We start from the raw sequence: 12598 nt of genomic DNA on the forward strand, positions 1-12598 counted from the left end.
TCAGATCACTCCTTCGGCGCGTAGTTGGTCGATGTGTGCGTCGTCGTAACCGAGCGCGGCGAGTTGTTCATGCGTGTGAGCCGAGAGAACCGGCGCGGGCGTGCTCGGCGCGGTGTCCGCGTCGTGCAGACGAAAACCCGCGCGGGTCACGCGCTGGCGGTCCGTGTTGGCGTCGGCGGCAAACTCGCGGATGAAGCCGCGCGACTCCAGATGCGGATGCGCGAGAATCTCCGGCACCGACATCACGCGGCCGGCCGGCACGCCGGCTTCGAAGAAACGCGCTTCCCAGTTCGCGGCGCTATCGTGCGCGAGTGCTGCTTCGATCTCCGCTTTCAATGCCGCGCGATTCAGCTTGCGGGCGTTGCGCTCGGAAAAACGCGGATCGTCGAGCAGATCGGCGCGGCCGATTAACTGACACAAGCTCGCGAACTGTTTGTTTTCGTTGGCGGCGATATTGAGCGGGCCGTCGCCGGTTTTGAAAGTGCCCGACGGCGCGGCGGTGAAGTTCTCGTTGCCCATTGGCGTCGGCGTGACGCCGGCGTTCAGGAAATTCGAGACGACCCAGCCCATGGTTGCGAGCGTGGCTTCGAGCATCGACACGTCGAGCATGCGGCCGTGTCCCGTGGCGCGCGCGTCGAGCAACGCGGCGCAAATGCCGAACGCCGCGGTGAGACCGCCCACTGTGTCCGACACCGGATAGCCGACGCGCAACGGTGCGCTGTCGGCATCGCCGGTCACGCTCATCACGCCGGAGATGCCCTGAATGATCTGGTCGTAAGCAGGGCGCTTTGAAAACTCGCCGTCCATGCCGAAGCCGGAGATCGCGCAATACACGAGCTTCGGATTGACCTCGCGCAGCGCCTCGAAATCGAGGCCGAGACGCGTCATCACGCCGGGCCGGAAATTTTCGACCAGCACGTCCGCGGTTTCGACGAGCTCGCGCAAAATCGCCTTGCCGCGCGGGTCTTTCAGATTGAGCGTAAGCGACTGCTTGCCCGCGTTCACAGCGACGAACGAGGCGCCCATGTTGCGCGCCGACGCATCCTTGTCGGCGCCGAGGCGCCGCGCCAGATCGCCGCCTTCCGGGTGTTCGACCTTGATCACTTCAGCGCCGAGCAACGCGAGTTGATACGCGCAAAACGGCCCGGCCAATACATTCGATAAGTCCAGTACCCGGACTCCAGCCAACGGCAGCGTCATCTTTAAAGCCTCTTGTTCAAAATACGATGCGACGCAGTTCAATGCGAAATTTCGTCGAGATTGCGATGGTTGGTCCGCGGTCCGAAGATGCCGATCGCGCCCATCACCATCACCATCGACGCGCTGATCAGCGCGAACACACCGCTTACACCGAAGTGACGCAGCGCGAACGCGATCATGAAGCCGGAGAACATCGCCGACAGACGCGACATCGAGTAGACGAAGCCGACGGCGCGCGCCCGCAAACGCGTCGGGAAGAGTTCGGTCTGATACGCGTGATAGCCGACCGAGAGCAGCGTGCCGCTCAGTGTGATCAGCACGCCGAGCGTCATCAGCATGGCGGGCGAGGTTTGCGTCGCGAACAGGCTGCCGAACACGGCAATACCGAGCGCCGACAGCACGATCAACGTCTTCCGTTCGATGCGATCCGCGATCGCCATGCCGATCAGCGGCCCGAACGGATTCGAAACCGCAATCACGAACGAGTACAGCAGACTGTGCGTGATCGTCACGCCTTTGGAGACGAGCAGCGTCGGCACCCACGAGGCGAAGCCGTAGAAACCGATCGCCTGGAACAGATTGAAGACGAGCATGGTGATCGCGCGTTTGCGATACGGCGGCTGCCAGATTTCGCGGAAGGCGGCCTTGGTGGTCGCCGGTTCGACAGTCGGCACGGCGGGCGGCAGAGGTTTGCCGTATTGCGCGGCGACTTTCGCTTCCAGCGCCTGCAGCACCTGCTCGGCTTCGGCGACGCGGCCTTGCTGCGCGAGCCAGCGCGGGCTTTCCGGCACGCGTCGGCGAATTGCCCACACCACCACCGCGCCCAACGCGCCGATGATCACGACCCAGCGCCAGCCGTCGTGTCCGAACGGCGTGAGCGGCACCAGCCACCACGCGAGAAACGCGACCGACGGCACCGCGGTGTACTGCACCAGATGAACGAACGCAAAGGCACGGCCACGCAAATGTTTTGGCACGAGTTCGCTGACGTACGTATCGATCGTCACCAGCTCGACCCCCACGCCGATGCCGGCAATCAGGCGCCACAGATTGATGGCGGGCGCCGTGCTTTGCAGCGCCATGATCAGCGTCGCGGCGGAGTACCACAGCAGCGAAATAGTGAACACCGTCTTGCGGCCGTAGCGGTCGGCCATGCCCGCCAGAAAGAACGTGCCGATGAAAAGCCCGGCAAACGACGCCGCCACGAACGCGCCGAGTCCGGACACGCCGAAGAACGACGCGGTCGTTGTCGAGTAGACACCGCTTTTGACGAGGCCGGGGCCGACGTACGCGGTGAAAAACAGATCGTAGAACTCGAACCAGCCGCCGATGGACAGCAGGAAAACCAGCATCCACACGGCACGCGTCGCGGGCAGGCGGTCGATGCGCGCGTTGACGCCGGGCGTGAGCTCCGGCGCGCCGGCGCTTGAATGGGGCGACGCGCCGGACGTGTCGATCGGCAGGCTTGCCATGAAATCCTCCTTCGGGTGTCTTTCGTCGCGTCGTTCTGTTGGAAAGAACGACGTTCTGTTTAATGAGTGTGCCGAGAGTAGTCTGTGCGGCCGACGGCAGGAATCCGGGTTTTTACCTGGAGAGAGGGGAAATGCACTTGCGGACGGGCGTTCGCGCAGCAAGCGCGCCCGCCCGTCCGCCGCGAGGGCGGTCCGCTGCTTTACGTGGCCATGCGTTGAAGCATGGCCAGCAGCGTGTCGAACGAAAGCGGCTTGCGCGCGTATTCGATGACGGGATTCGGTTGCACGGGGATATCCGCGGCCGCGCTGCACAGAATGATCGGAATGGCACGCAGATCAGGATCGGCGTTCAACGCCGCGCACAGTTGCAGCCCTGACATGACCGGCATCATGCAGTCCGACACGATGATGTCGGGCCGGGTCTTGCGTATCTGCTCGAGCGCGGCGGCCCCGTTCGACGCCGTCAGCACGGTGTAGCCGTGCCGCTCCAGCAACAGCCGCCAGACTGTCAGGATGTCGAACTCGTCGTCCACGACCAGAATGGTTTTCATGGGCGGCTAGGTATTTCGTCGCGGCGGCAGCGTGGCCGACAGGCCGGCCGCCGAATACAGGCTGGCGGGGCTCCCCGAGTTTTCGATCGCGTCGAGACCCTGAGACGAAATCACAAGCTCGCGCAACGAAGTGTCGTGGGCGCTTTCACGCTGCTTGACCACGGAAATCATGCGCCGCAGACCCGTTTCCGTTTCGGCGTAACGCAGCAGCACGAGGTTCTCGGTCAGGGCCGAAACCCGCACGCTCCTCGCGTGGCCGGGGTCGGCGTAAAGCGGCAACTCTTCTGTAAGGAGCGTGGTGACGCAGGCCTCGCGAAGCTGATGCAGCAGCGCATTCAGGAACAGGCCAAAGCGCTCGGTGCGCAAGGCGGAATCGCGGAAACCTTCCACCCCGTCGATGACGATGCGCGACGCGCCGATCTTCTTGACCGTGGCGAGCGCGGTGGCCGCGAGTTCGTCGACGGCCAGTTCAATGGCCGGTTGCCACTGGATCACGAGCCGGCCGTCCTCGTACGCGTCCGTCAGTCCGATCGACACGGCCTCCGCTTTGCCGATCAGCCGCTGCGGCCCTTCGTAAAAGCCAAGGTACACGCAGCGTTCGCCGCGCGCGACGCCGGCCGCGAGAAATTGCAGACAGAGCAACGTCTTGCCGACGCCCGACGGCCCGATCAGCGTGGTCGTGGAGCCTTGCGCAAAGCCGCCGCCGAGCAGGCCGTCGAGATGCGGAAGGCCGAAGCCGAGACGCGCTTTCAGATCGACCGGACCGGGCGGCAGAGCAGATTGCGCTTCCAGGCGCGGGAACATCAGGAGCCCGCTTTCGGCAATGCGGAAGAAATGCTTGCCCATCAGATGATTGCGCGCGCGCATCTTGTGGACTTCGATTTCGCGCGCGCGGCGCATGCCGTCGTTGAATCGGTTCAGCTCGATCAGGCCATCGACCAGCGTATGTTCCGGATGCGGTTCGTTGCCGGAGAGCGGGGCAAGCAGCAAGGTCGTGCAATCCATCGCTGCGACCAGCGCATTCAACTCATGGATGAACTTGGACAGCGACAGCTCGGTCTCGCTGAATTCACGCGCGCTACGAAAGCCGTCGATGATCATCAGGCTCGGGCGGTAATCGTAAATGCTCGAGGCAATCAGCTTGAGGAAGCCGTCGAGACCGTCCTGCATCAGTTCGTGATAGCCGGACACGAACAGCATCTGCTGGGCGACCGCTTTCTCGTCGAAAAAGCTCAGGCCCTTGAGATGACCCAACAGCTTGTCGTGCGATTCGGCGATCAAGGTCATGTACAGCACCTTCTCGCCCTGGCTTACACGATGAAAACCAATCTGGCTCGACAGAATCGTCTTGCCGGCGCCGGCCATGCCTTCCAGCAGGTACACGCCGCCGCGGACCAGACCTCCGCCCAGGATCTCGTCGAGACCGGGGACGCCCGTTTCCACGTTGGATCGGGAAGATGTCTGAGATTCGTGGTTAGTCATTGTCGAAGTGTCATTTCAAAGTGCGGAGAAGCGACGGCTCGTAAGGAATCGTCTATTGCTCAACTCCTCTAACTAGCAAGCCGCGTTCCCGCTCCGGGGCGGCATTGCTGCGCGTCGGCATGAGATGCAGGGGATTCTACCTGGCGGCGACGCGCTTGGCGAACGGCACGCAGGCGTGCGGTTCGCGGTAGTACGAGGCAGTGGAGTGGCGCGTTGTCGACCGCCGGAGTGGCGGCGAACTTTTCAACGCGATGTAAGCAGAGGGAAATTCAGACAACGCCTCGCGCATGCAATTCGTGCAAAGGTGCACCGCATGCGCGAGGCGCTTACAGCGAGGCGGGCCGACAACCCGCTTTCGATTCAACTACAAACGAAACTACTCGCGGCGTTGACGTCGCCGCCCTGATAGCGCGCCACTTTCGGATACGCGCAAAGTGGCCGCGTGCGTCCCGCGCCCCAACCGGCAGGCACGTCCGTGTTCGGCACGACATTGCTCGCGTCGCGCGCGGTGGCGACCACGCTGTCCGGCGCTTTGCCCTGTTCGACCCACGCGACGAGCGGCGTGAGCATGTCGAACTGGTCGGTGCTCGGTCCACCGCTGCAGTGGTTCATGCCGGCAATCGTGTAAAGACGCGCGAAGTTCGACGCGTCACCGCCGTTCGCCGTCGTGAGCCGCTGATACCAGTCGGTCGTGTCGTTCGATGAAAACACCGGGTCGCTCGTGCCGTGATAGACCATCAGCTTCGCGCCGCGCTGCTTCAATGCGCTCAGGTTGGTTTCGTCGGGCGGCGTCATGAAGGACCACGCCGACTCGCTATACGCGCCGCTGGAGGCGAAGATCTTCGGCGCGTCGGTGTCCATGCTGAAGTTCAGCGCGTACGCCGACAACTGGCTCAACACGGAAGCGCTTTGCGGTGGCGTGGTGAACGTGAAGGCGGCTGCGGCCGGATCGAGTGTGATCGAGTTGGCCTGCTTCCATGCCGACCAGCCCGGGCCGAGTCCGGCGTCGTATGGGAAGCTCGCATACAGGGCTGTGCCTGCGCTGTTGCGCGCGCCGGAGAACACATTGCCGATGGCGTCCTTTTGCGCGCCCGTCAAACACGTGCCGTCGCGCACGTTGTTCGTGCAGGTCGGGACATCGGTGGCGAGGCTGAAATTTGCCTGGCAAGCCTTGATATCCTGAATGAGGCCGTCGCCGGCGCCGTCGAGCGCGTCGCACTTGGCCAGTATTTTCGACGCCGCCATTTGACGTTCTGCCGCGGTAAAGCCGGTTGTGATATCGGGCAGGCCGTTCGACGTTGTCGCGCTCGCCACTTTCGCGAGTTGCTGCGCGCTCCACATTTCGCCGACGGCCGCCTTCGGCAGATGAAAGCCCGGATCGCCCGCAATGATGCCGTCATATTCCGCCGACGAGCGTGCCGCCGCGACCATTGCATGACGTCCACCGTTGGAGCAGCCGTCGAAGTAGCTGCGGTCCGGTGCCTTGCCGTAAGCGAGCTTGATGACCTGCTTGGCCATCGGCGTAAGCGTGGCGACCGCGTTGTAGCCGTAGTCGATGCGCGCTTGCGGGTCGAGACCGAACAGCGGATTTTGCGCCGAGCTGTGCCCCGCATCCGAGCTGATGACCGCGAAGCCCATATTGAGCGCGTCGCTCGTGGGACCGCCGCCGCCGATCTCGCCGGTGGCCGTGACCACGTTGCCGTCGAGGCCGCCGTTCGCCTGATAGAAGAAACGCCCGTTCCATGCGATCGGCAGGCGCATTTCGAAGCCGATCGCATAGGTCTTGCCGTCGACACTGCTGACGCGCTGATTCATGCTGCCTTGAATCAGACAGTGTTCGGCGATCGGTTTGCCCGCTACTTTCAGCGTGCCTGCCGCGACGTCCGTCACCGTGGTGAAGACCGTATTGGCGAATGTGAGCTTCGCGGCGAGCGCCGCGCAATTGCCGGCGAGCGTGCCCGGCGTGGCGGCGCTCAGTTGCGGCAACGCGGCGATGGTGGCGCTGGTGCCCGCGCTGCTGCCGAGATCGTTGCCGCCGCACGCGGCTAGTGTGAGCGCCGCAGCCGCTGCGAGCGCGATAGAGGTGCACTTCATGCTGTGTCTCCTAGAACGAATGACGAACGCCGACCATCACGCCGGTCTGGCCGGTGCCTGCCGCGGGCGTCGTGCCGCCGCCGCCGGCGCTGACCGAGTAGCGCGCCTTCGCGCTGTTGCCGAGGTACGAACCTTGGGCGTAGACAGCGGTGCGCTTCGAAAGCAGATAGGTGGTGCGCAGCGTGCCCATCGTGGCGCGGGTGTCGTGCTCGCTATTGGTGATGTGATAGACCTCGCCGTCGACGATGAAGGCAGGCGTCACGTAGTACGACGCGGCGACGAAGAACAGATTCGAGCGCACGCTCGCAATCGTGTCCGCCGCCGGCTCGACGCGGCGGTTGAGCCATCCCACGCCGAGTTTGGCCTTGCCGAGATTCGCGTAGGCGCTCACATGCGCGCGGATGTCCTTGTCGCCGGCGCTGGTGAGCGGAGTCGGCGCGATGCCGTCGAAGAAGTTCGCCGCCGCGGTGCTGCCGCCACGCTGCTCTTCATACGACGCCGCGACGCCGAAGAGCGGCGCGTCGTACTTCAGCATGACCGACCATTCGCTGCATTGGGTTGCCTGTCCGGCGACCGAACCGGTGCACGTGCCCTGGCCCGGCGAGTTGCCGGTGCCGGCGGAATCGCGGCCGAACGAGTAATTCGCGCCGAGCGTCACGCCCGCATAGCTGCCGAGGTAGACCACCGAGTTGTCGGCGCGGGCGTTGGGCACATAGGCGTCGAGCGAGCCCAGACCATAGATGTCCGGGCCGATCAGGTCCGCGCCCATCAGCGCGAGGTACGTCATCGTGTACTGGCGGCCGAACGAGACCGTGCCGTATGGGCTCTTGATGCCGACGAATGCCTGACGGCCGAACAGCCGCCCGCCCTGGCCGAGGTCACCGGCTCGCACATTGAAGCCGCTTTCCAGCGTGAAGACCGCGCTATAGCCGCCACCCAGGTCTTCATTGCCGCGCAGCCCCCAGCGCGAAGGCAGTTCGCCCGTGACCGACGGCATGCGGAACACGCTCTTGCCCGCGGCGTTCGCGTGCGAAACGTATTCGATGCCGGTATCGACAATGCCGTAGAGCGTCACGCTCGATTGGGCCGCTGCGGCGCCGCTGAGGGTGCACAGTGCGCCGCAGAGTAAAAGACGTGCGGATGCTTGCATGAAGGGTGTCTCCGAACCGTTGAATGAATGTGTGTGTTGTTGTTGAATTTTTTGTGCGGACGGTCAGTCGTCGGCGCGCGGGCGGCGCAGCAGGAGCAGCGCGGCTGCTGCGGCGACCAGCGTGACGGGAATGCTTGCGCCGATTACGGTCGATGAACTGCGGCCCATCGCCAGCAATTGACCCGCGGCCAGCGGCCCGACCACCGAGCCGACGCGGCCCACCGCCACCGCCGCGCCGACGCCGGTGCCGCGCATGGCCGTCGGATAAAATGCCGCGGACAGCGCATACAGCACCGATTGGCCGCCGATCACGAACATCCCCGCGAAGAAGGCCGAGGCCGCCAGCGCGCCGAAGCCGGGCGCCATCGAAAGCGCCGCGAGCGACGCGATGATCCCGACATACATGCCCGCCACCACCACGCCCGAGCGCATGCGATCCATCAACATGCCGATGCACAACGCGCCGATGCCGCCGCCGATGTTGAAAAAGATCTGCACGTAGCCGACCTGCGCGCGCGTCAGACCGCTTGCCGCCATCAACGAGGGCAGCCAGTTGAGCAGGAAGTAGAGGACGATCAGCGTGCAGAAATAGCTGACCCAGATCTGCACGGTGGAGAGCCCACGCGTGCCACCAAACAGGATTTCACCGACCGGCGCGGGTTTGGCGTGGCCATCGCGCGATGCTTGCGTGAACGCCTTCGAATCCGCGAGAAACACGAGCAGCAGTGGCACCAGCACCAGCGGTCCCGCGCCGCCGACGTAGAAGATGTGGCGCCACTCGGTGTCGCCCGCACTCAGCACGCCGATCACCGACGCGATCACACCACCGAACGGAATGCCGCAATACATCACACTCACGGCGGTGCTGCGCGAACGCGGCTCGACCGCTTCCGACGACAACGCGATCAGGTTCGGCAATGCGCCGCCGAGTCCGATACCTGTCAGCACCCGCACGATCACGAGCGTGTGAAAGTCGCTCACCAACGCGGTCATGATCGACAGCAGGCCGAACAGGCAGGCGGAGATCACGAGCACGCGCTTGCGGCCGATGCGGTCGGCGAGCCGTCCGCCGAACATCGCGCCGGGCAGCAAGCCGAAGGTGCCGGCGCTGAACGCCAGGCCCATCTGCGCGACCGAGAGGCCGAACTCGCGCGCCATGCGCGGCGCGGCGACGCCGACCGACTGCAGGTCGAGCCCTTCGAGCAGGGCAATCGCAAAACACAATCCGAGGGTGACGAAGGCGCCTGTCCGGCTGGACGTCGCCGGTAGCGCAGTGCCTTCGGTCGAATTCAATGTTCCGGCTCTTTTCACGTTAGTGATCCTTATTAAATGGCGTGGTTTTCCGGTTTCGCTGGAAGTCAGCAGATGCCGAGTCGCCGTCTTGCATGCCAGACGGGTTCGGCAAGCGGGCGTCAGATCATCGTCGAGGCCACGATGGAATGTTCTGCAGCAGCGCAGCGATCACCGCCGCGCGCGACGCATCGTTTCGATGGCCAGACGACGGTGCATTTGCTTCGAGGCGATGCGGCGCGTCTCCACACGCCGCATCGTGGACTGGATTTAATATCAGGTAGGCTGATAACACAAGCGCAAATTGTTCGGTGAAAACACCTAGCAATTCGGCGAGGCGGCCAGCGGATCTAGCCGCGCAGATTACGAACGAAAGTTTCGAGGTGGGTCTGCACCGCGCCGGCGGCGTCGAGTTCGATGCCTTCCATCATCTGCTTCTCGATGGCCTTGACGGCCTGCTCGCATTCGCGCAACACGGCGCGCCCTTCGTCCGTCAGTCGCAGCAGCACGATGCGGCCGTGCGTCGGGTCCGGTTCGCGGCTTACCCAGTTGCGGCTTGCCATCGCATTCATCACCTCATTGGCCGACTGCGGCGTGATGAAGGAACGCTCGGCGACCTGTGCGTTGGATGCTTGCCCTTTGGCTTCGAGCACGGAAAGCGCGGTGAATTGCGCGAGCGTCAGGCCGAGCGGCGCGAGCGCTTCGGTCATACGGCGCCGCAGGATGCGGTCGAGACTGCCGATCACATAGGTCAGGCGCAGGCTGGAACGGCGAGTGCGTGTGACGGTCGGCTCGGCAGGCGAGTTTTGATTTTTGCTCATCGTGGGCAGAAGGTTCGGTCTATCCCGCATCTTAGCGCGCCTCGACGGAAATTCCGCCGCTAGGGGTTTGCACCGAGCGGGCGATTTTCCACTTTACATATCAGGCAGCCTGATATTAAATGTGTTCATCAGGCCGCGGTCGCGGCCAACGTTCACGGAGAAAGCAGATGAGTTATGAAGGCCGTTGGAATACCGTCAAGGTCGATGTCGTGGAAGGAATCGCATGGGTCTCGTTCAATCGACCTGAGAAGCGCAATGCGATGAGCCCCACGCTGAACAAGGAAATGATCGAGGTGCTCGAAGCCGTTGAGCTGGACGCGGAAGCCCAGGTTCTGGTACTCACCGGCGAAGGCGACGCGTGGACTGCCGGCATGGACCTGAAGGAATATTTCCGCGAAGTCGACGCGGGCCCTGAAATCCTGCAGGAAAAGATTCGCCGCGACGCGTGCCGGTGGCAATGGCAACTGCTGCGCATGTACGCGAAGCCGACCATCGCGATGGTCAATGGCTGGTGCTTCGGTGGCGGATTCTCGCCGCTGGTGGCGTGCGACCTCGCGATTGCCGCCGACGAAGCCGTGTTCGGCCTCTCCGAAATCAACTGGGGTATTCCGCCGGGCAACCTGGTGAGCAAAGCAATGGCCGATACCGTCGGGCATCGTCAGGCGCTGTATTACATCATGACGGGCGAGACGTTCACCGGGCAGGAAGCGGCGCAGATGGGCCTCGTCAACAAGAGCGTGCCGCGCGCCGAGCTGCGCGAAGCTACGCGTGCGCTCGCCGGCAAACTGCTCGAGAAGAATCCGGTGGTGTTGCGAGCCGCCAAGCAGGGTTTCAAGCGTTGCCGCGAACTGACGTGGGATCAGAACGAAGACTATCTGTACGCCAAGCTCGATCAGGCGCAATTGCGCGATCCCGAAGGCGGCCGCGAACAGGGCCTCAAGCAGTTCCTCGACGACAAGGCGATCAAGCCCGGTCTGCAAACGTACAAGCGCTAATCGGTCGCATCGGCGTGGACTTCGGTTCACGCAGACTACGGTGAGTGATGCAGCGAGAGAGACAGCGAGGAGACGACGGACATGCATGAAGTGACTTTGTTGATTGGCGGCGAAAGCCGCGGCGCATCGGACGGCAAGACGTTCGAGCGGATCAATCCCGCGAGCGGCCAGGCCGCTTCGCGTGCGGCGGCGGCCACGCTGGCCGATGCCGACGCCGCGGTTGAAGCGGCCGCGCAGGCCTTTCCGGCCTGGTCGGCGCTGGCACCGACCGAGCGTCGCAAGCGTTTGCTGGCGGCAGCGGATCTGATGGACGCCCTCACCGCGCAGTTCATCGAAACCGGCGTCGCCGAAACGGGCGCGATGCCGAACTGGTACGGCTTCAACGTTATGCTGGCCGCCAACATGCTGCGCGAAGCCGCGGCCATGACCACGCAGATCGACGGCGACGTGATTCCGTCCGATGTGCCAGGCAGTCTCGCGATGGCGGTGCGCCAGCCATGCGGCGTGGTGCTCGGCATGGCGCCGTGGAACGCGCCGGTGATTCTCGGCACGCGGGCCATTGCGATGCCGCTCGCGTGCGGCAACACGGTCGTGCTCAAGGCGTCCGAAGGTTGTCCGGGCGTGCATCGGTTGATCGGCAGCGTGCTGCAGGAAGCCGGGCTCGGCGATGGCGTCGTCAACGTGATCACACATTCCGCCGAAGACGCGCGGGCGATCGTGGAGCGGCTGATTGCGCATCCGGCGGTACGTCGGGTGAATTTCACCGGTTCGACGCGAGTGGGGCGCATCGTCGCGCAGCATGCGGCGCTGCATCTGAAGCCGGCGTTGCTCGAACTCGGCGGCAAGGCGCCGGTCGTGGTGCTCGATGATGCCGATCTGGATGCGGCCGTCGCAGGCATCGCGTTCGGCGCGTTTTTCAACCAGGGGCAGATTTGCATGTCGACGGAGCGCGTGATCGTCGACCGGAAGATTGCGGATGCGCTGGTGGAGAAACTCGCGGCGAAAGCGCGAAGCCTGAAAGCCGGCGACCCGGCCGCAGCGGATTCCGTACTCGGTGTGCTCGAAAGCGCGGCTGCCGCGCGGCGCATCGAGGCGTTGATCGAAGACGCGCATGAGAAGGGCGCGCGGTTGCCGGTCGGCTGCACGGTCGAAGGCGCTGTGATGCAACCGGTGATTGTCGACGGCATTACGCCTGCAATGAAGCTGTATGCGGAAGAATCGTTCGGGCCGGTGGTGACGGTGCAACGCGTAGACGGCGACGAAGAAGCCATTCGAATCGCCAACGACAGCGAATATGGACTCTCAGCCGCGGTATTCAGTCGCGATGTGTCGCGCGCGTTGAACGTCGCGAAGCGCATTGAATCGGGTATCTGCCATATCAACGGTCCGACCGTGCACGATGAAGCGCAGATGCCGTTCGGCGGCGTGAAGAAAAGCGGCTACGGGCGATTCGGCAGCAAGGCGTCGATTGCCGAGTTCACGGATCTGCGTTGGATCACGATTCAAACCGGACCGCGGCACTATCCGATTTGATCGTTGCGAT

General features: G+C 63.9%; 10 protein-coding genes. 2 read left to right on the forward strand and 8 right to left on the reverse strand.

The genetic code is table 11. The features are described 5' to 3' along the window. From ACQKRQ_RS00120 to ACQKRQ_RS00155, 8 genes are all read right to left on the reverse strand, one after another. Positions 1-1200 (reverse strand): CaiB/BaiF CoA transferase family protein, encoded by a 1200-nt coding sequence (locus ACQKRQ_RS00120; RefSeq protein WP_408314318.1) that lies wholly within the window; start codon positions 1198-1200, stop codon positions 1-3. Between the two features lie 38 nt (positions 1201-1238). Continuing rightward, a complete protein-coding gene (locus ACQKRQ_RS00125; RefSeq protein ID WP_132378839.1) occupies positions 1239-2672 on the reverse strand; it encodes an MFS transporter in 1434 nt (477 codons plus the stop codon). Between the two features lie 200 nt (positions 2673-2872). Beyond that, positions 2873-3223: a response regulator gene (locus ACQKRQ_RS00130; RefSeq protein WP_408177269.1), complete on the reverse strand. Its 351-nt coding sequence runs from the start codon at positions 3221-3223 to the stop codon at positions 2873-2875. A gap of 6 nt (positions 3224-3229) precedes the next feature. Next, positions 3230-4705: an ATPase domain-containing protein gene (locus ACQKRQ_RS00135; protein WP_132378835.1), complete on the reverse strand. Its 1476-nt coding sequence runs from the start codon at positions 4703-4705 to the stop codon at positions 3230-3232. A 360-nt stretch (positions 4706-5065) separates the two neighbouring features. After that, positions 5066-6799 carry a tannase/feruloyl esterase family alpha/beta hydrolase gene (locus tag ACQKRQ_RS00140; protein ID WP_427474606.1) on the reverse strand — a complete coding sequence of 578 codons (1734 nt, stop codon included), beginning with the start codon at positions 6797-6799 and terminating at the stop codon, positions 5066-5068. A 10-nt stretch (positions 6800-6809) separates the two neighbouring features. Beyond that, complete coding sequence (locus ACQKRQ_RS00145; RefSeq protein ID WP_427474607.1) at positions 6810-7949, reverse strand: porin; 1140 nt, start codon at positions 7947-7949, stop codon at positions 6810-6812. A 63-nt stretch (positions 7950-8012) separates the two neighbouring features. Continuing rightward, positions 8013-9242 (reverse strand): 3-(3-hydroxy-phenyl)propionate transporter MhpT, encoded by a 1230-nt coding sequence (gene mhpT / locus ACQKRQ_RS00150; RefSeq protein WP_427476016.1) that lies wholly within the window; start codon positions 9240-9242, stop codon positions 8013-8015. A gap of 347 nt (positions 9243-9589) precedes the next feature. Further along, the gene (locus ACQKRQ_RS00155) at positions 9590-10060 is read right to left on the reverse strand and encodes a MarR family winged helix-turn-helix transcriptional regulator (RefSeq protein WP_427474608.1); all 471 of its coding nucleotides are present in this window, start codon (positions 10058-10060) and stop codon (positions 9590-9592) included. Between the two features lie 167 nt (positions 10061-10227). Here ACQKRQ_RS00155 and ACQKRQ_RS00160 point away from each other — a divergent pair, with 167 nt between their 5' ends. Beyond that, on the forward strand, positions 10228-11055 hold the full coding sequence (locus tag ACQKRQ_RS00160; RefSeq protein WP_132378827.1) for a p-hydroxycinnamoyl CoA hydratase/lyase: 828 nt from the start codon (positions 10228-10230) through the stop codon (positions 11053-11055). Positions 11056-11136: 81 nt separating this feature from the next. Next, positions 11137-12588, forward strand: a complete 1452-nt coding sequence (locus tag ACQKRQ_RS00165; protein WP_427474609.1) for an aldehyde dehydrogenase — start codon at positions 11137-11139, stop codon at positions 12586-12588. Positions 12589-12598: the final 10 nt, after the last annotated feature.

Origin of the sequence: Paraburkholderia sp. NPDC080076 (assembly GCF_050281145.1) — a bacterium.
Classification (GTDB): Bacteria; Pseudomonadota; Gammaproteobacteria; order Burkholderiales; family Burkholderiaceae; genus Paraburkholderia.